Below are 20,296 nucleotides of genomic sequence, written 5' to 3' on the forward strand. Positions count from 1 at the left end.
GAACGTCCTTACTGTCATCGGGGCACGGCAACTGACAGCGGACGGTACCGGCACGGTCTGAGAGGACTCTGTGTGCGGCAAGGCCGGAGGCCGGCCGCAGGGCGAAGTCCTACCGTGTCGGCACCGCCCGGTGTCGGGTCAGGGAACGATTTGGACGACGCCGTCCCGCACCGTCACGAAGCCGTTCTGGAAGTTCTGCTGGACACCGCCGGGGATGTCGAACTGATCGCTGGTGACGTATCCCAGGCGACCGTTCTCGTACCCGACGCTCTTCCACGCGTCGAATATCTGGCCGTTGAGGATGCACCACGCGCCGGTCGCGGGCGACCAGTAGATGTTGCCGCCCTGGAACTCGGTGAAACGACCGCCGTCACGGACCGGGACCTCGTTGGTCTTCGCGAAGCCGAGTGCCCCGTTCTCCCACCCGAGCTGGCCGTACTTCTCCATGATCTTGCCCATCACGGCGTGCGTGCCGGTGTCGGGCGAGAAGTACATCGCACCGATCTCGAAGCCCTGGACCGCACCCGGCTTGTTCGGGGTCTGCACCTCGTCGCGCAGCGGGTAGCCCAGCGGCCCACCCTCGTAGCCCTGGCGGGCCCACTCGTCGAGAATCGCGCCGCGCACTGCGTGCGCACCGGTCTGCGGGGTCCAGTAGACCATTCCGTTGCGGAACGAGTTGTAGCGTCCACGGCCGTCCGGGGTTCCGAGCTCACCCGACAGCGGCATGCCCAGTGCGCCGGCCGGACCGCCGTTGGCCGCGTACGCGCCACCGATCGCACCGGCGACGACGTGCGTGCCCCCGTCGGAGGAGAAGATGCGACCGAACCGGAAGTCCTGTGCCCGCCCACCCGCGACGTCGTACTCGGAGGTGAGGCAGTCGCCGAGCCATCCGTTGGCGCTCGCGGTGCCGCCGATGTTCCCGCCGACGCTGCACGCGGGCTTGTCCACCTCGACGCCGAGGGCGGTGGCGATCTGCGGCCATGCCTGGCGGAGCTCGAACTGCCAGTACTGCCACGAGTGGGTTCCGGACGGCCGGTAGTTGATCGAGGCCGGGATGCCGAGCTTGTTGAGCTTGGTCGCGAACGTCTGCGACGTGAGCCGCGACAGGATCTCGAGACCCATGCCGGCGTAGTTCGTGCTGATGCCGGGGATGTCGGACTGCTGGTCGTACGGTCCGGCGGTACCGCTGCCGCTCGAGACGTACAGGCTCATGCCCTTCAGCTTCTCCGCGAGAACGTACGGGTCGTGCTGAGCCCACAGCTCGCTCGACGGCACGCCCCACATGGCACCGGCGTCGAAGCCGCCCGCGTCCTGCATGGCGTACCCGATGGCCTGCGGCATGCCGAGCGTCGTGGTGCTGAGGATGCCGGAGAACGATCCGGCGAATCGGAAGAAGCCCGGGTTCCGCGCCGAGAGCGTCATCGCGGCGGTGCCGCCCATGGAGAGACCGGCGACCGCGCGCGTCTGGTTGGAGCGCCAGTCACGCTCGAGAATGGGCGGGAGCTCCTTGGTCAGGAACGTCTCCCACTTGTAGTTCCGGCCGTTGTTCTGCTCGGCCCAGTCGGAGTAGAAGCTCGACTGACCGCCGACGGGCAGCACGACGTTGACGTTCTTGTCGGCGAACCAGGACTCGGCGTCGGTCTCGGCGGTCCAGCCGTTCTCGGTGTCGGTCGCGCGCATGCCGTCGAGCATCCACACCGACGGGAACGTGGCCTGCGGGTTCTTGTTCCAGTCCCGCGCGAGCAGCAGCTGCACCTGGATCGGGACTCCCATGGACGGCGAGTTCACCCACACCGCGACACGGCGGTCGGTGATCCAGTCGACCGCGGACACGGTGGCGCCGGCATCCGCCTGCGCGCGCAGCGGCGCTGCCTGGACAGGTGCCGCGTGGACCGGAGACGCGACCGCCGTGGCGGCCTGGCCCCCTGCGAGCGGAAGAACCAGCGTGACCGCCAGGGCGGACAGGATCCGCGCTCTCCGGCCGTTCGGAACTCGCATGTGTGGGACTCGCTTCCTCGAAACGTCAGACTGTGCGGGGCCGTCGGCGTGCCGGAGAGGTCCGGTAGGTCGAGAGTGCCGCCGATCTTGTTCTACACGGTCACGGGGACGGTCTCGGGGAGACTCGCTGTGACTGGTGGTGCAAATGTTACTGGAGTCGCCTCAGAACATGCGACAGCCCCGGACACCGTCGCCGAAGCGAGGGCCGGGGCTGTCGACTACCGAGCTGACTCAGCCGATGTTGGCACGCAGGTCGGGCATCATCTGCACGATCTGATCGAACCAGTAACCCCACCGGTGCGTTCCCTGCGCGGGGAAGCTGTAGGTGACGTTGTTGGCGCCGATCGAGGCCATGCGGACCTGGAACGCGCGGCTGTTGGCGAGCGCCAGAGCCTCGAGGCCCATGCCGTTGGCGGTGTTGTAGTAGTCGAGCAGCGAGCCCGGACGGTCGTAGTTGCCCGGGAGGCCGCTGGCGGCCGAGACCCAGACACGCGTGCCGTTGTCACGCAGACGCGGCGCGAAGACGAACGGGTCGTTGCGGAGCCACGCCGGGTTCCAGGGCGGTCCCCACATGCTGTCGACGTTGTAGCGACCGGCGTCGAGCATCGCGACGCGGATGGCCTCGCGCATGCCGGGCGCCGAGATGTTCAGGTAGCCGGACAGCGAGCCGGCGTAGCTGAACTGGTTCGGGTGGTACGCGGCGAGTGTCAGCGCAGCGCTGCCGCCCATCGACAGACCGACGATGCCGTTGTTCTGACGCGAGAAGCCGAGGTCACCCGCTGCGAGACGGTTGGGGAGGTCCTGCGTCAGGAACGTCTCCCACTTGTACGTGATCTGCTGGCCGTTGAAGTTCGACGGTGCGTACCAGTCGGTGTAGAAGCTGGACTCACCGCCGACCGGCTGGACGACGTTGATGTTGTTGTCCGAGAGGAACGAGCCCGCATTGGTCTCGTGCTCCCATCCGCTGATGTCCGGCGTCGCGCGGAGACCGTCGAGGAGGTACACGACCTTCGACGTGTTGCCGTCGGCGGCGCGCCAGACGCGACTCTTGATCGGACCCATGGACGAGTCGGACCAGACGTCGAATCCGGCACGGATCTCGGCGTTGGCAGTGGCTCCGGTGCCCACGACCGCGAGGCCGAGGGGGATGGCGGCGGCCATCACGACGGAGACGAGGGCCTGACGCATACGTCGGCCCACTCGGGGGGTGCGCAGGCGTGAAGCCTTACGCGGCAGAGCGCTGTCGTCACCAGCGACATCGGTAACGGACCCGTCACGCATACATTCGGCCTCTCACAGTTCCGTGCAGCCGGACGGCCGCACCGCTTCGTCGATCGATATCCGGTCACGCTCCGAGGAAGACCTCGGAACCTGAACCATCGGTCTCGTCTTCCGCGCACGATCGCCCCGCGGGCGATCCTGCACGTCGACGCACATCATCTACACATATCTCCGCCGACGGAGACAGCGTTACACAAACGAGATGCCGGAATCCAGCCGGGACGTCGAAATCGGAATACTCACGACACCGAAACGCCATGACCCGGTGATCTCACTGTGACGCGGATCTCACTTGCCGCACATCGTCACGATGCGGGCCGCTCCGGGGGCATCTCCAAATTACACCGTTGTATTTCGTACTTCGGCACCCGGTCGAATCGGTACCCCGCGAGATCCAACGAGTGCTTGAAGTTCTGCACGAATCGGGCCCGCGTGAGCTCCGAACGGTAGGACGTCAGCAGTTCCTGCGTCTCCGGACAGGTCAACGCGACCTGCGCCTGCTCCACCCATTCCTCGTCCAGATAGAACGGCAGGAAGGGATGCACGTCCACCATTCCGGTGTCCGCGACCACCCAGTCCGGGTACAGGTTCTTGTCGTGTCCGATGCGGCCGTTGTCGAGCCGTTCCGTGTGCGCCGCCAACGGATACGCCAGGCCCATCTGATCCAGCACCCGGACGTCGAGCCCCACATTCATGCTGGTCATTCCCAAGTTGAGGAAGTAGACGACGTGCTCGTCGCCGCCCTCGGGAATCGGCAGGGGCGGCGGCACCACGTCCCAGTAGGTGAACTGCGCGGACGGCAGCAACAGACCGCCGTCCGGCGTGTTCTCGATGGTCTGCACCATTGCCCGCATGCGCGGGTAGTCCAGGTAGTCGCTGGCCAGGATCGGATGGCGGTGGCCGGTGTTCTCGGAGTAGAAGGCCCGCTCGTCGACGATGCCGCTACGCCCGACCGTCGTGCCCTGCGGCATGCCGGTGGTGGTGGCCGCGAAGATCGCCCAGACGACCACGCCGAGCCACAGCGCGACGCACGACACCAGCGCCACGATCCCGCGCCGCAGCGGGATCGGCACCACGGCGACCGGGAGCAGCAGCAGGAACAGCGCGGGGAGCAGAGTGCGGCCGTGCATGAAGTCGCCGCCAACTCGCACCGCGTACACCGTGGAGATCAGACCCGACACGAGGGCGAAGACCACCACGGCGCTCGGCGTCCGGATCCGGGAGACCAGTCCGGCGAGACCGCGCGGCGCCTCGCCACGTCGAGCCGCACCGGGCCCGATCCAGGTGGCGGCCAGTGCCGCGGCCACGACGACCAGCACCGCGGGCACCCACAGGGCGTAGGGCCCCACGAGGTTCCACAGATACGTCGAACCCTGCGCCCACTTGGCGCCGCCGGCGTCCTTCGACACCGCGGTGTTCGGGTACGGCAGCGCGTAGTAGCCCATGCGCCAGATCTGGTAGCCCACCGGGAGCAGACCGGCGACCACGACGACGGCGCCGCGGCGGATCCATCCCGACGTCGCGACGACGAGCATGAGGAGCGCGAGGCCGCCGACGATGACGAGTTCCGGGCGGACGAGGGGCGACAGTCCGCCCCAGAACGCGATGACGAGCACGAGTGCCGACGACGGGTTCTCCACCCGTCGGTCCGCCCACCGGAGCATCAGCCACCACAGGACCGCGATCCAGAAGATGACCAGGCACGACTCGAGGCCGGACGTCGCGAAGTCGCGTGCCGGCGGTACGGCGATGTAGACGAGCGCTCCTGCGGGGAGCACGAGCACCGCGCGCCCGGCGTACAGGCGTGCCGTGCCGATCATCGCGACCGTGACGGCCGCCGTCGTCAGCACGAGGGCGATGGTCAGCACCACGTACTCGAGGCGGACACCGCTGAGCCACGAGAAGGCGTACACGACATAGGTCCAGGCGGCGCTCGTGTTGGTCTCGACGCGCTCGCCCGCGTTGAACACCGGCCCGTTGCCGGCCAGGAGGTTGCGGACCGTGCGCAGCACGATCAGTCCGTCGTCCGCGATCCAACGGCGGTCCCAGGCGCCCCAGAAGGTCAGCACCGCGACCACGGCGATACCGGCGACGCCGGTCGCTCGGGCCCACCCGGGCGTTCCCACCCGGTCCTCGGCCCGCGACTGCTCGTCGCCGGTACGTTCTGTCAGTTCCTCATGCGAGGTAGACAGCGACACCCACCACTCCGATCCACACGATGGCGAGCATCTGGAGCACCCGGTCCCCGAGTGCGATCTCCTCGGGCTCGCCCGCTTCGCCACCGTCCACGTCCACTGCGTACCGCAGGATAGCGACAGTGAAGGGAACCATCGAGATCGCGAAGAGGGAACTGCCGTTCTTCGCGTCCTGGTCGAAGGCCCACAGTCCGTAGCAGATGACGACGGCCGTGGCGCTGAGCGTCCACACGAACCGCAGGTAGGTGGTGGTGTAGTTCTCCAGCGACTTGCGGATCTTGGCGCCGGTGCGTTCGGCGAGCTGCAGTTCGGCGTACCGCTTGCCGGCTGCCATGAACAGCGATCCGAAGGCCATGATCAGCAGGAACCACTGCGACAGCGGGATGTCGGCCGCCACGCCGCCCGCGATCGCGCGCAGCAGGAAGCCGGACGAGACGATGCAGATGTCGAGCACCGCCTGGTGCTTCAGGCCGAAGCAGTACGCGAGCTGGACCGCGATGTAGACGCCCATGACCACGGCGAGGTTCCAGTTGGCCAGGAACGAGAGCCCGATCGCGCCGCCGAGCAGCACCACCGCCATCGCGAAGGCCAGGTTGACCGGGAGGACACCCGCCGCGATGGGACGGAATCGCTTGGTGGGGTGCGCCCGGTCCGCCTCGACGTCCATCGCGTCGTTGACCAGATAGATGCCCGACGCGGCCATGCAGAAGACGAGGAACGCGAGCGCGACCGGCAGGAGCACCGAGCTCTCGGTGACCGAGCCGGCAGCCAGGGGCGCCGCCAGGACCAGCACGTTCTTGACCCACTGGCGCGGGCGCACCGCCTTGACGATGCCCGTGGCCAGGTTCTTCGGGGGCGCGCCGACGACGGCGGGTTCCTCGCTCATGCTGCTCCTGCTGTCGTGGCCGCTGCGTCTCCGCCGGTCAGGCCGAATCGGACCGCCGCGTTCTTCTCGGCTCGCACCGTCGCCGCCGCGGACAGCGCGCCGAGCGCGGAGCCCACGAGTACGTCGGAAGGGTAGTGAACACCGAGCACCAGGCGCGACACCAGCATCGCGGGCACCAGCACCGGTGCCACGGGCAGACCGCTCGCGCGGCCGATCAGCAGCGCCGCGGCCGTGGTGGACGTCGCGTGCGACGACGGGAAGCTGAACCGGCTGGGCGTGGAGACGCCGACGCGCACGGACGGATGGGTCGGGCGCCGACGCCGCGAGATGCGCTTGACGACGATCGACGCCGCGTGCGCACCGACGGCACCGACCGCGACCGACGCCCACTGCTCGCGCCGCGCCGAGTCGACCACGGCACCGACACCGCCGATGGCGATCCACCCGAGGGCGTGCTCACCGAAGTGCGACATCCCTCGAGCGACACGCACGGCGCCCGGCAGTGAACCGACGCTGCTCTGCACCGCGGTGAGGACCCGCAGGTCGGTTCGAACCAGGTTGTCAGTTCGGATAGGAGAAGACACGTTCCCAACGCTCCTTGCTGGTGAGTTCGGGCACGGCGCGACGGTACCGGTCGGACAGCTCGGGGAAGCGCGACGCCAGCTTGCGGCGCAGCGAGAGCGCCTCTCCGAGCAGCGCGGAGGCGATCTTCGGATCCCGCTTGCGGTACACGACGCCGCGTCCGTCGGCGGTGGTGACGGTGACACCGTCGACCTGCGAGAGCAGGTACCAGCGCGCATCGAGCGTCGGCACGTTGAGCTGGGGACGGTCGTGGTGCTGCCGCTGCGCACCTCGGGCGTTGTGGATCAGGCCCTTCGCCAGCCGGGACACCTTGGCCACGGCGCCGACCGGCTCGGCGACGGCGGGAACGTCCGCGCCGCTGGCCGGCGGGAGCAACGTCGACGACGGGACGACCACGGCGTCGGGGTACTGCCTGCGTACCCGGTGCACCTCGGCGAGCGCCGTCGGCAGGATGTCCATGATGTGCTCGGGGCCGGCGAGGAAGTCGCGGATCGCCATGTTCTGGATCGCGACCGTGGAGTACTCGAGGCACAGCAGATGCTTCATCGTGGCCTTGACGGTGTTCACCACGAGGCCGCGGGCGGAACCCGGGGAGTGCAACGCCGCCACCACGAGGCGGTTGCGCAGGTGGAAGTACGCCTGCCAGTCGATGGCGTCGTCCTTGTCGCTCCACGCCATGTGCCAGATCGCGGCCCCCGGGAGAGTCACCGTGGGGAACCCGGCCTCGCGGGCTCGCAGTCCGTACTCGGCGTCGTCCCACTTGATGAACAGCGGCAGCGGCTGACCGATCGTCTCGGCGACCACCCGCGGGATGAGGCACATCCACCAGCCGTTGTAGTCGACGTCGATCCGGCGGTGCAGCAGTGTCGACTCGCGGAGCGGCTTCTCGGCGAAGTCGTGGTCGTACTCGACGTTCTGGGCGCCACCCCACATGAAGATGCCGGTGTCGATCTTCTCGCCCATCACGTGCAGGTGACTTCGTGCCTGCAGGTTGAGCATCTGGCCACCGACGAGTGTCGGCACCTTCGCGAAGCGGGCCATGGCGAGCGCCCGCAGGATCGAGTCGGGCTCGATCTCGATGTCGTCGTCCATGAAGAGGATGTGCTCGGCGTCGGTGTTCTCGAGCGCCTCGTACATGATCCGGCTGTATCCGCCGGATCCACCGAGGTTGGCCTGGTCGTGGATGCTGAGGAGATCGCCGAACGCGGCCGCGGCGTCGTCGAATCCGGGCTCGTCGCGCACCTTGCGGGTGCCCTGGTCGGGCACGATGACGGCGTCGACGACGGCCATGACCAGTGGATCGGACGCGATCGCCGTCAGCGCCTTCACGCAGTCCGTCGGCCGGTTGAACGTGGGGATGCCGATGGCCACGGACGCGCGTCCGGGCGCGTCGACGGGTGCGAACCACCCGGCGGACCGCACCTCGACGTCGGTGTCCGTGGTGACGTCGAACCAGATCCATCCGCCGTCCTCGAAGGGACCGAGCTCGACGACGAACTCGAGAGTCGTGACGTCGCCGTCGACCGTCGTCGCGTCGTCGGTGTCGCCGCCCTGGACGTGGATCCGGGACCCGTCCGCCTTCGAGCGGTAGACGTCGACGCGGCAGTGGCCGATCAGCTCGACCCGCAGGACGACGGAATCCAGCGTGCTCCACCGTCGCCAGTAGCTCGCCGGGAACGCGTTGAAGTACGTGCCGAAGGAGACCTCCGACTCGGATCCGATGGACACCGAGGTGCGAGAGAGCGAATGCGCGCGGCGCGGGTTGGTGCGGGCCTCGTCCGTGTACAGGGTGCGGACGTCGAGCGGCTCACCGGCGCGCGGGAGCAGGATGCGTTGGAGCAGCGACCGCCCCAGCAACTGGTCCTCGCTCACGCCGAATCACCCAGTGGAGCACCGGATTCGAGGTGGGGGCGCAACGTGTTCTCGAACGTGGTGAGCGCACTGGCGATGGCCATGTGCATGTCGAGGTACTGGTAGGTGCCCAGTCGGCCGCCGAACAGGACGGAGTTCTCGGCCGTCTCCTGCTTGGCGCGGGCCCGGTAGGCCGCCAGCTTCGCGCGGTCGTCGGGAGTGTTGATGGGGTAGTACGGCTCGTCTCCCGACTCCGCGAACCGGGAGTACTCGCGCATGATGACCGTCTTGTCCGCGGGGTAGTCGCGCTCGGGATGGAAGTGCCGGAACTCGTGGATGCGCGTGTAGGGCACGTCCGCATCGTTGTAGTTCATCACCGGGGTGCCCTGGAAGTCACCGGTGTCGAGCACCTCGGTCTCGAAGTCGAGTGTGCGCCAACCCAGTTCGCCCTCGGAGTAGTCGAAGTACCGGTCCAGCGGCCCCGTGTAGACGATCGGCGCGTCCGGGCTCTCGGCCCGGAGTTCGTCACGGACGTCGAACCAGTCCGTGTCCAGCCGGACCTCGATGAGGTCGCTCTTCGCCATGTTCTCGAGCCACGCGGTGTAGCCGTCGACGGGCAGACCCTCGTGGGTGTCGTTGAAGTAGCGGTTGTCGAAGGTGTAGCGGACCGGGAGCCGCGCGATGTTGCCCGCGGGCAGATCCTTGGGATCGGTCTGCCACTGCTTGGCGGTGTAGTCGCGCACGAACGCCTCGTACAGGGGGCGGCCGATCAGCGCGATGGCCTTCTCCTCGAGATTCGCGGCATCCTCGACCGAGATCTCGCTGGACTGCTCCTCGATGAGCGCGCGCGCCTCGGCGGGAGTGAAGTAGCGGCCGAAGAACTGGGACACCAGGCCCAGGCCCATCGGGAACTGGTACGCCTGGCCCTTGTGCAGGGCGAACACGCGGTGCTGGTAGCCCGTGAACTCGGTGAAGCGAGTGACGTACTCCCACACCTTCTCGTTCGACGTGTGGAAGAGGTGGGCGCCGTACTTGTGGATCTCGATGCCGGTACCGGGCTCGGGTTCGGAGTAGGCATTGCCTCCGATGTGGGAGCGCCGGTCGAGCACGAGCACTCGTTTTCCCAGTTCCGCGGCACTCCGCTCGGCGATCGTGAGGCCGTAGAAACCGGACCCCACGACGATCAGGTCGTACCGTCCTCGCGAAGTATCAGTCACGGGTGACCAGGGTATCCGACGCTGTGTAGTCGTCCCGCAACCCGCACGTCGACCCTCCCGACGGGCGAATCGTTCGAACACCTGGCCGAACCCTCTACTTGAGGTTGATGGTTGGTGTTTCTGTGGTTAGTGTGGCGCTTGTTGCGCATCATCTATCACATGAGTCACATCCGTCACATGTGACGGTGATCGCGGGGCAACGTCTACCAGGGGAGAAATCGTCTTGCACCGTCGACCGAAGCCGTCACTGATTCTGGGTGTCGTCGCCGCACTCGCGGTCACGAGTCCTGTCGTGGTCTACGCCGTCGGGGACAGCACCACCGGAGTGCGCGCGGCCAACGACACGACCACCGTCGTTCCCACGCAGATCGCCAAGCTGGCGCTCGCGAACGCACCCGACATCGTCATCCCCGTGAAGGAACTCACCGGGCTGGATCTGCCGGACATCGACCTGGGGTCGCTGCGCGATCTGTCGCTGCCCGACTCCTTCGAGATCCCGTCCATCCCCGGACTCACGGTTCCCGAGGTGCCCGCCGCGTCGCCCACCGATCCGGCAGCCCCCGCGCCGTCCGAGGTGGACGGCTCGCAGGACGGCGCCGTGGTCAAGGAGGTGTCCCAGGACACCCCCTTCAGCATGGTCGCGCTGACGGCCGACCAGCTCGGCTCTGCGGTGGCCCGTGTGCGTGCCCAGCTCGACGACGGTTCCTGGGGTCCGTGGAACGAGACGCAGTCCATCGACACCGGTCGCACCGATTCGGACGTGCCCGCCGTCGCCAACGGCACGGAGCCCATCTACGTGGGCCTGACCAAGCGCGTCCAGTTCCTGCTGAGCCCCACCGTCCCGGCCGGCGCCGTGCTGAACCCCGCCGACCCGGCCTTCCCGGTCGAGCCGCCGGCACCCGCTCCCGAGGCGGCGCCGGCACCCGAGGCGGCTCCCGCTCCGGACGCAGCCGATCCCGTCGCGCCGGCACCCGAGCTCGGCTACGTCCCGGCGTCGTCGTCCCGCCCGCTGCGGGCCCAGCCGATCGCGAACGCCCTCGCGGACGCGACCGCCGTGCTCATCACGCCCGGCACCTCGGCGGCCGACAGCACGCTGAGTGACATCGCGACCCCCGTCGACGGCTCCGGACCCGCCGTGATCACCCGCGCCCAGTGGGGAGCGGACGAGTCGAAGCGCTGCGGTTCTCCCACGTACGACGACTCTCTCGGCGGCGCCACGGTGCACCACACCGCGGGCAGCAACAACTACAGCAAGGACGAGTCCGCGGGCATCGTCCGGGCGATCTACGCGTACCACGCGCAGACACTGGGCTGGTGCGACATCGGTTACAACGTGCTGGTGGACAAGTACGGCCAGGTGTTCGAGGGCCGCGCAGGTGGCCTCGATCGCAACGTCGAGGGCGCGCACGCGGGCGGCTTCAACGAGAACACCATGGGCATCGCGCTGATGGGCGACTACAGCTCGGAGCAGCCGACGCAGGAGTCGCTCGACGCTGCCGGCAAGTTCCTCGGGTGGCGTCTCGGCAAGGCCGGCCTGGACCCGAAGGGGACCACCACGATGACGTCCGAGGGCACGCAGTACACGTTCGTCCAGCAGGGCCGCTCGATCGATCTCCCGGTGATCTTCGCGCACCGCGACGTCGGCAACACCGAGTGCCCGGGCGACGCCGCCTACGCACGTATGGACGACATCCGGTCCATCGCGGCAGCCAACCTGAACGGGACCGGCACCCCGACACCGGCGGAGCCCGGTACCGGGACCTCGACCGACGAGGGCCTGGTGGCGCCGCCCGTCGCCGCTCCCCCGAGTGTCGACGCGTCGTCACCGGCACCCGGCAACACGCTGACCGGGCTCGTGTCCGAACTCCTCGCGATGGGCGTTCAGAACCCGATCGTGCAGAAGTGGGTCGCCGAGGGCGGTGAGTCGGGTCGACTCGGCGCCGCCCTGACCGGACTGCTCCCCGCACCCGAGGGACAGACCCGCGCGGACTTCGCCAACGGATCGATCTACACGACGCCCACCGGCCAGGTGGTCTCGGTGCTCGGCCAGATCTTCAAGCAGTTCGTCGCCATGGGCTCGGAGTCCGGATCTCTCGGACTGCCGACGTCCGACGAGTACCGCATCCCGAACGGATGGCAGTCCGACTTCGAGAACGGGTCGCTCTCGTTCGACGAGATCACGGGGATCGTGACGACGGTCGTGAAGACCTTCACCGACACGTACACCGCGGAGATGAACGCCGGCGCGCCGGTGGACGCTCCCGCACCGGCCCCCGAGGCTGCCCCGGCTCCCGAGGCAGCGCCCGTCGGCTGATCGTTCTGCTCTAGCTCCACCACCGTTCGAGCACGCGGGCGACGCCGTCGTCCGCGTTGCTCGTGGTGACCTCGTCGGCCGCGGCGATCGCAGCGGGGTGCGCATTGCCCATCGCGACGCCGTGGCCGACCATCGTCAGCATCGGCACGTCGTTCGGCATGTCTCCGAAGGCGATCATCTCGGACGCGTCGATGCCGAGTGTGCGCGCGATCTCCAGCAGTCCCGACGCCTTCGACACCCCGGGCGGACTCAGTTCGATCAGCCCGTTGTCGGTCGAGAACGTCACGTCGGCGAGGTGCTCCACATGGGACGTCAGCGCGGCCGCCATGTCCCCGCTCGTCATCGACGACTGCCGGATCAGCAACTTCACGGCGGGGGCGGACAGCACCTCCTCCGAGGACGTCTCGGTGTTGTCGGGGTTGAGCCACGCGTGCTCGTAGCCGGGGGAGCTCACGAACTGCGGCGTCGCCGCGTCGTGCGCGCTGCGGCCGACCCGCTCCACCGCGAGGCCGCACCCGGCGATGAGGGACTCCGCAAGAGCGGCCAGCTCGGCCAGATCGGTCACGCTCAACGTCCGCGCCGACACGACCACGTCGTTCTCGCTGTCGTAGATCACCGCGCCGTTGGCGCACACGGCCATGGGCGCGTGACCCAGCTGCTCGACGATGGGCCCAATCCACCGCGGCGGTCGACCCGTCGACAGCACGAAGGTGTCCCCGGCCGCCACGACGGCGTGCACCGCGGCCTTCGTTCGAGCCGTCACGCGCTCGTGGTGGTCGATGAGCGTTCCGTCGACGTCCGATGCGACGAGCCGCGGCCGTCCGGTCTCGCCGGGAGTGACGGGTCGCTGTGTGGGCTGCATCGGTCAAGTTTGCCCGACGGGGTTCCGCGACGTCTCCAGCGACGCACGAATATGGCGTGGAGGACGCGATCGACCGGCCGTAGTCTGACGTCCTGTGTCCCATCTCGAACTGTCCGACGTCGACTACTTCCTGCCCGACGGCCGCCAACTGCTGGACGGCGTGTCCTTCCGGGTCGGTGACGGGGCCAAGACCGCACTGATCGGACCCAACGGCACCGGCAAGACCACCATCACCCGCATCGTCGCCGGTGACGTGCCGCCGGACGAGGGGAGCGTGACGCGCTCCGGAACGCTCGGGGTGATGCGGCAGTTCGTCGGCCAGGTGCGCGACGAGTCGACGGTGCGTGACCTCCTGCTGTCCGTGTGTGCGGAGCCCGTCCGTACGGCCGCCCGGCGACTGGACGACTCCGAGAACGCGATGATCGAGCACGACGACGAAGCGACCCAGATGGCCTACGCACAGGCGCTGTCCGACTGGGGCGACATCGGTGGGTACGACCTCGAGCCGTTCTGGGACGAGGTCACCATGGCCGCGATGGGCACCTCGTTCGAACGCGCGAAATGGCGGGCCGCGTCCACGCTCAGTGGCGGCGAGCAGAAGAGGCTCGTGCTCGAGGCACTGTTCGCGGGCAACGATCAGCTGCTGCTGCTCGACGAGCCCGACAACTACCTCGACGTGCCGGGCAAGCGGTGGCTCGAGCGCACCATCGCCGCGTCGGACAAGTCGGTGCTGTTCATCAGCCACGACCGAGAGTTGTTGTCCACGGCCGCGACTCGCATCGTGACACTGGAGCCGGGGATCAACGGCGCCTCCGCGTGGGTGCACGGCGGCGGCTTCTCCACCTACACCGAGGCACGCGAGAGGCGGAACGCGCGACTCGACGAGTTGAAGGCGCGGTGGGACGAGGAGCGGGTGAAACTGCAGGCGCTCGTACTGCGGCTGCGCGAGAAGGCGAAGTTCAACGACGGTGTGGCCTCGCGCTATCAGGCGGCCCGGACGAGGCTCGCGAAGTTCGAGGAGGCGGGCCCACCCGAGGCGGTGCCGCTCCGCCAGAACGTCGCTGTGCGGCTCACGGGAGGACGGACCGCGAAGCGTGCACTCGTGTGCACGTCACTCGAGTTGACCGGACTCATGCAGCCCTTCGACACGGAGATCTGGTACGGCGACCGCGTGGCCGTACTGGGCTCCAACGGGTCCGGCAAATCGCACTTCCTGCGGCTGCTCGCTGCCGGCGGAACCGATCCCGACCTCGAGCACCTCCCTGTCGGTGAAATCGACCTGGCACCCGTACCGCACACGGGCACAGCCACTCTCGGTGCGCGGGTCCGCCCGGGACTGTTCGCTCAGACCCACACCCGTCCCGACCTCGAGGGCAACACATTGCTGGACATCCTGCACCGCGGGACCTCGCACCGTGACGGGATGGGACGGGAGGCCGCGTCCCGCGCACTGGACCGCTACGGGCTCTCCCGCCAGGCGGAGCAGAGGTACGACGACCTCTCCGGTGGTCAGCAGGCACGGTTACAGATCCTGCTGTTGGAGCTGTCCGGCGCCACGATGCTTCTCCTCGACGAACCCACCGACAACCTCGACCTCGAGTCGGCCGACTCCCTGCAGGACGCGATCGTCGCGTTCGACGGAACCGTGGTCACGGTGACGCACGACCGATGGTTCGCTCGGAGTTTCGACCGGTTCCTCGTCTTCGGGGCGGATGGTCGGGTGTACGAGTCGGGTGAACCGGTGTGGGACGAGGGCCGCGTGGCACGCGCTCGATGACACCCCGCCGGACGTGACGATTCGGACACGGTGAGGCGCGTGCAACGCCGTGCGTGCGAGTCGCGCCGTTAGTGTCGGGACACATCTCGGCACGCGAAAGGGTGACTCGGCGTGGACATCATGGAACCGGTACACGGAACGGCCTACCTGCTGTCGGTCGCGGCCATCGCCGTGGCCGTCCTGCTCTTCCTCATCATGAAGGTGAAGCTCCACGCCTTCCTGTCGCTCGTTCTGGTGAGCATGGTGACGGCGGTCGCCGCAGGCATCCCGCTCGCGGACGTACCCGACACGCTCCTCTCGGGCTTCGGAGGGACACTCGGCAACGTCGCGTTGCTCGTCGCGCTGGGCGTGATGCTCGGCCGACTCCTCGAGAAGACCGGTGGGGCCCAGGTTCTCGCGGACACCCTCATCGCACGCTTCGGTGAGAAGCGCGCTCCCTTCGCGCTCGGCGTCGCCGCCTTGATCTTCGGGTTCCCGATCTTCTTCGACGCCGGTCTCGTCATCTTCCTGCCGATCATCTTCTCGGTGGCGCGGCGCTTCGGCGGATCCGTCCTGCTCTACGCGCTGCCGACAGCCGGCGCCTTCGCGGCCATGCATGCGATCGTGCCGCCGCACCCGGGACCCGTGGCAGCGGCGGACCTCATGGGCGGAGACATCGGCGTCACTCTCGTCGTCGGGCTCCCGATCGCGATCATCGCGTGGTTCCTCGGTTCCTACCTGGTCGGCACACGCCTGGGTCGCCGGTTCGTCACCAGCCCGGCCGCGCTGTTCGCTGATGCCGCCGACGACCCCGACGCTCCTGCCGTCGCGCCACCGCGCTTCCTGGCCGTCCTCGGACTGCTCCTGTTCCCGCTGATACTCATCTGCCTGAACACCGGTGTCTCGACGCTGCAGACCGCCGGAATCGTCTCGGAGGACGCCGGATGGGCGGACGCACTCATTCTCCTGGGGCAGACACCCGTCGCTCTGCTGCTGACGGTGCTCCTGTCGCTCGTGGTCCTGGCACCCGGACGGTTCTCCGTCTCCAAGGCCACGTCGCTCATGGACGACGCCCTGGGCCCGGTGTGCGCGATCATCCTCATCACGGGCGCCGGCGGAATGTTCGGCGGAGTCCTTCGCGCCAGCGGCATCGGTGCGTCTCTGACGGAGTCACTGTCGGATCTCGGGTTCTCGTTGATCGTGCAGGCGTTCCTCATCGCGGCGGCTCTCCGTGTCGCGCAGGGCAGCGCGACGGTCGCGCTGACGACCACTGCCGGCCTGGTCTCGGCTCAGGTGGTCGAGCTCGGGTTGGGTAACTTCGACATCGCACTGCTCGTGTTCGCGATCGCTGCGGGAGCCACCGTGCTCTCGCACGTGAACGACTCGGGTTTCTGGCTCGTCAGCCGATTCTTCGGCATGGACGAGAAGACGACTCTGAAGACTTGGACGGTCATGGAAACGACATTGGGACTCGCGGTCTTCGCGCTCGCCTCACTGCTCTGGGTGGTGTTCTGACGTGACGGACCACGCCGACGGCATTCCGAGACACATAGTCGTGATGGGTGTGTCGGGGACCGGGAAGACCACCGTCGGCAGCGCACTGGCGACGACACTGGGGAGCACCTTCATCGAGGGCGACACTTTTCATCCCGAGGCCAACATCGACAAGATGTCTGCCGGCCACCCTCTGAACGACGACGACCGTCGGCCGTGGCTCGCTGCGGTATCGGGTGAGATCGAGCGAGTGGCAGGGGAGGGTGGAACGTCGGTGACGGCCTGTTCCGCCCTGACGCGGCTGTACCGGGACTGGCTGCGCGGGGGCTACCCGGATCTGTTCTTCGTCCATCTGCAAGCGGATTACGACACGCTTCTCGACCGCATGTCGCGCAGGAAGCACTTCATGCCCCCGTCTCTGCTGCAGTCGCAGTTCGACACCCTCGAGGACCTCCAGGCGGACGAGCACGGCGCGGGTGTGCCGGATGTCGACGGCGTCGAGAAGGTGGTCGCAGCTGCCATGAAGGCAGTGGGCGCCTCCCGGTAGCACCAGGTCGGCCGGCGGGGGGCACGGCGAAAGACCTTCTGCCCGGTGCATGACCCGTGAATGCAGAAAGCCCCCCGACCGGTGGTCGGGGGGCTTTCTGGGAAGGGTTGTTCGGCGGTGTCCTACTCTCCCACACCCTGTCGGGTGCAGTACCATCGGCGCTGGAGGGCTTAGCTTCCGGGTTCGGAATGGGTCCGGGCGTTTCCCCTCCGCTATGGCCACCGAAACTCTGTGAAACAACAGAGCACGAGGCACACACTCCCACCGGCATTCACCCCTCGGGGTGGTGTGGTGGTCGTGGTGCGGGTTTCAGTTATCTGCTGACCAACTCGTGTGTTGTCTCAGATACTGCACAGTGGACGCGTAGCTTCTTTGTGGTAAGTCCTCGGCCTATTAGTACCAGTCACCTGCACCCATTGCTGGGCTTCCAGTTCTGGCCTATCAACCCGGTGGTCTGCCGGGGGCCTTACCCCCTCGAGGGGGTGAGAAACCTCATCTTGGAACAGGCTTCCCGCTTAGATGCTTTCAGCGGTTATCCCTTCCGAACGTAGCTAACCAGCGGTGCTCCTGGTGGAACAACTGGCACACCAGAGGTTCGTCCGTCCCGGTCCTCTCGTACTAGGGACAGCCTTCCTCAAGTTTCTGACGCGCGCGGCGGATAGAGACCGAACTGTCTCACGACGTTCTAAACCCAGCTCGCGTGCCGCTTTAATGGGCGAACAGCCCAACCCTTGGGACCTACTCCAGCCCCAGGATGCGACGAGCCGACATCGAGGTGCCAAACCATCCCGTCGATATGGACTCTTGGGGAAGATCAGCCTGTTATCCCCGGGGTACCTTTTATCCGTTGAGCGACACCGCTTCCACTTGCCGGTGCCGGATCACTAGTCCCGACTTTCGTCCCTGCTCGACTTGTCAGTCTCACAGTCAAGCTCCCTTGTGCACTTGCACTCGACACCTGATTGCCAACCAGGCTGAGGGAACCTTTGGGCGCCTCCGTTACATTTTGGGAGGCAACCGCCCCAGTTAAACTACCCACCAGGCACTGTCCCTGAACCAGATCATGGTCCGAGGTTGAGGTATCCAATACGATCAGAGTGGTATTTCAACAACGACTCCACACACACTGGCGTGCATGCTTCACAGTCTCCCACCTATCCTACACAAACCGAACCGAACACCAATACCAAGCTGTAGTGAAGGTCCCGGGGTCTTTTCGTCCTGCCGCGCGTAACGAGCATCTTTACTCGTAATGCAATTTCGCCGAGTCTATGGTTGAGACAGCTGAGAAGTCGTTACGCCATTCGTGCAGGTCGGAACTTACCCGACAAGGAATTTCGCTACCTTAGGATGGTTATAGTTACCACCGCCGTTTACTGGGGCTTAAATTCTCAGCTTCGCTCCCGAAGGAACTAACCGGTCCTCTTAACCTTCCAGCACCGGGCAGGCGTCAGTCCGTATACATCGTCTTACGACTTCGCACGGACCTGTGTTTTTAGTAAACAGTCGCTTCTCACTGGTCTCTGCGACCCACACCAGCTCAGGAAGCAAGTTCCATCACCAGCAGGGGTCCCCCTTCTCCCGAAGTTACGGGGGCATTTTGCCGAGTTCCTTAACCATAGTTATCTCGATCGCCTTGGTATTCTCTACCTGATCACCTGTGTCGGTTTGGGGTACGGGCCGTGTACCAGCTCGCTAGAGGCTTTTCTCGGCAGCATAGGATCACTGAATTCGCCTCATTCGGCTATGCATCACCTCTCAGGCTGTGTGAGACCCGGATTTGCCTAGGTCTCGCCCTACAGGCTTACACCAGTGTTACCACTGACTGGCTCAGCTACCTTCCTGCGTCACCCCATCGCTTGACTACTACCAGGAAAGGTCCCGTGCATCACCACACCCGGCACCCGAAGGTGCTCCTGGCGGCTCTGGACGGTTAGTACTCCTGATTCATCATGGGCGCGGATACACGGGTACGGGAATATCAACCCGTTGTCCATCGACTACGCCTGTCGGCCTCGCCTTAGGTCCCGACTCACCCTGGGCGGATTAACCTGGCCCAGGAACCCTTGATCATTCGGCGGACGAGTTTCTCACTCGTCTTTCGCTACTCATGCCTGCATTCTCACTCGCGTGGCCTCCACACCTGGATCACTCCGGCGCTTCCCTGGCCACACGACGCTCCCCTACCCACCCACACACCTGCCGGAACCCTCGCAAGGGAACCGGGGGCTGTCGTGTGAGTGCCGCGGCTTCGGCGGTGTACTTGAGCCCCGCTACATTGTCGGCGCAAAATCACTTGACCAGTGAGCTATTACGCACTCTTTCAAGGGTGGCTGCTTCTAAGCCAACCTCCTGGTTGTCTTCGCGACTTCACATCCTTTTCCACTTAGTACACGCTTGGGGGCCTTAGCCGGCGATCTGGGCTGTTTCCCTCTCGACTACGAACCTTATCGCCCGCAGTCTCACTGCCGCGCTCTCACATCCTGGCATTCGGAGTTTGGCTGATTTCGATAAGCTTGTGGGCCCTCTAGACCATCCAGTAGCTCTACCTCCAGGATGAAACACGCGACGCTGCACCTAAATGCATTTCGGGGAGAACCAGCTATCACGGAGTTTGATTGGCCTTTCACCCCTACCCACAACTCATCCCCTCAGTTTTCAACCTAAGTGGGTTCGGGCCTCCACGACGTCTTACCGTCGCTTCACCCTGGCCATGGGTAGATCACTCCGCTTCGGGTCTAGAGCATGCGACTGAAACGCCCTATTCGGACTCGCTTTCGCTACGGCTACCCCACACGGGTTAACCTCGCCACATACCACTAACTCGCAGGCTCATTCTTCAAAAGGCACGCCATCACCCACCACACCGAAATGTGCACAGGCTCTGACGGATTGTAAGCGCACGGTTTCAGGTACTATTTCACTCCCCTCCCGGGGTACTTTTCACCTTTCCCTCACGGTACTAGTCCGCTATCGGTCACCAGGGAGTATTCAGGCTTATCGGGTGGTCCCGACAGATTCACAGCAGATTTCACGGGCCCGCTGCTACTTGGGCATTCATCACGACAGTCACACAGTTTTCGTCTACGGGACTCTCACCCTCTACGACAGGCCATCCCAGACCACTTCGACTAACCGCATGATTTCTTACTGTCGGCCGATCCGGCAGAATCGACAAGACAAACCCCACAACCCCACACGCACAACCCCTGCCGGGTATCACATGCACATGGTTTGGCCTTTTCCGCGTTCGCTCGCCACTACTGACGGAATCACTGTTGTTTTCTCTTCCTGTGGGTACTGAGATGTTTCA

The 20,296-nt window shown here is 66.2% G+C and carries 12 protein-coding genes and 2 rRNA genes (1 of these 14 only partly in view); 4 read left to right on the forward strand and 10 right to left on the reverse strand.

The genetic code is table 11. The features are described 5' to 3' along the window. Positions 1–138 precede the first annotated feature (138 nt). The 7 genes from OG947_RS10595 to glf all read right to left on the reverse strand — a co-directional run bounded on the left by OG947_RS10595 (position 139) and on the right by glf (position 10,010). On the reverse strand, positions 139–1,998 hold the full coding sequence (locus OG947_RS10595; protein WP_328813888.1) for an alpha/beta hydrolase-fold protein: 1,860 nt from the start codon (positions 1,996–1,998) through the stop codon (positions 139–141). 231 nt (positions 1,999–2,229) lie between these two features. Then, positions 2,230–3,186 (reverse strand): alpha/beta hydrolase, encoded by a 957-nt coding sequence (locus OG947_RS10600; protein WP_231476482.1) that lies wholly within the window; start codon positions 3,184–3,186, stop codon positions 2,230–2,232. 398 nt (positions 3,187–3,584) lie between these two features. Next, positions 3,585–5,477, reverse strand: a complete 1,893-nt coding sequence (gene zomB, locus OG947_RS10605; protein WP_442973109.1) for a flagellar motor control protein ZomB — start codon at positions 5,475–5,477, stop codon at positions 3,585–3,587. Then, a complete protein-coding gene (locus OG947_RS10610) occupies positions 5,455–6,360 on the reverse strand; it encodes a decaprenyl-phosphate phosphoribosyltransferase (protein WP_027507272.1) in 906 nt (301 codons plus the stop codon). The genes zomB and OG947_RS10610 overlap by 23 nt, the downstream gene beginning before the upstream one ends. Next, a complete protein-coding gene (locus OG947_RS10615; protein ID WP_328811586.1) occupies positions 6,357–6,902 on the reverse strand; it encodes a phosphatase PAP2 family protein in 546 nt (181 codons plus the stop codon). The genes OG947_RS10610 and OG947_RS10615 overlap by 4 nt, the downstream gene beginning before the upstream one ends. Before the next feature lie 19 nt (positions 6,903–6,921). Beyond that, positions 6,922–8,814, reverse strand: coding sequence for a glycosyltransferase (locus tag OG947_RS10620; protein WP_328813889.1), 1,893 nt, complete (start codon positions 8,812–8,814; stop codon positions 6,922–6,924). Further along, positions 8,811–10,010 (reverse strand): UDP-galactopyranose mutase, encoded by a 1,200-nt coding sequence (gene glf / locus OG947_RS10625; protein WP_231476480.1) that lies wholly within the window; start codon positions 10,008–10,010, stop codon positions 8,811–8,813. The genes OG947_RS10620 and glf overlap by 4 nt, the downstream gene beginning before the upstream one ends. Before the next feature lie 223 nt (positions 10,011–10,233). Here glf and OG947_RS10630 point away from each other — a divergent pair, with 223 nt between their 5' ends. Continuing rightward, on the forward strand, positions 10,234–12,324 hold the full coding sequence (locus OG947_RS10630; protein WP_222647499.1) for an N-acetylmuramoyl-L-alanine amidase: 2,091 nt from the start codon (positions 10,234–10,236) through the stop codon (positions 12,322–12,324). 10 nt (positions 12,325–12,334) lie between these two features. Here OG947_RS10630 and OG947_RS10635 read toward each other — a convergent pair whose 3' ends face one another. Further along, the gene (locus OG947_RS10635; protein WP_027507268.1) at positions 12,335–13,186 is read right to left on the reverse strand and encodes a Cof-type HAD-IIB family hydrolase; all 852 of its coding nucleotides are present in this window, start codon (positions 13,184–13,186) and stop codon (positions 12,335–12,337) included. Positions 13,187–13,280: 94 nt separating this feature from the next. Here OG947_RS10635 and OG947_RS10640 point away from each other — a divergent pair, with 94 nt between their 5' ends. From OG947_RS10640 to OG947_RS10650, 3 genes are all read left to right on the forward strand, one after another. Next, positions 13,281–14,963 (forward strand): ABC-F family ATP-binding cassette domain-containing protein, encoded by a 1,683-nt coding sequence (locus tag OG947_RS10640; RefSeq protein WP_328813890.1) that lies wholly within the window; start codon positions 13,281–13,283, stop codon positions 14,961–14,963. Between the two features lie 111 nt (positions 14,964–15,074). Then, the gene (locus OG947_RS10645; RefSeq protein ID WP_328813891.1) at positions 15,075–16,457 is read left to right on the forward strand and encodes a GntP family permease; all 1,383 of its coding nucleotides are present in this window, start codon (positions 15,075–15,077) and stop codon (positions 16,455–16,457) included. Between the two features lies 1 nt (position 16,458). Continuing rightward, positions 16,459–16,983, forward strand: a complete 525-nt coding sequence (locus tag OG947_RS10650) for a gluconokinase (protein WP_442973110.1) — start codon at positions 16,459–16,461, stop codon at positions 16,981–16,983. 109 nt (positions 16,984–17,092) lie between these two features. Here OG947_RS10650 and rrf read toward each other — a convergent pair. Both rrf and OG947_RS10660 read right to left on the reverse strand, forming a co-directional pair. Further along, positions 17,093–17,209, reverse strand: a 5S ribosomal RNA gene (gene rrf / locus OG947_RS10655). 147 nt (positions 17,210–17,356) lie between these two features. After that, positions 17,357–20,296, reverse strand: a 23S ribosomal RNA gene (locus OG947_RS10660); it runs 195 nt beyond the window's last position.

The sequence above is a fragment of the Rhodococcus sp. NBC_00297 genome (assembly GCF_036173065.1).
In the GTDB taxonomy this organism is placed as follows: domain Bacteria; phylum Actinomycetota; class Actinomycetes; order Mycobacteriales; family Mycobacteriaceae; genus Rhodococcoides.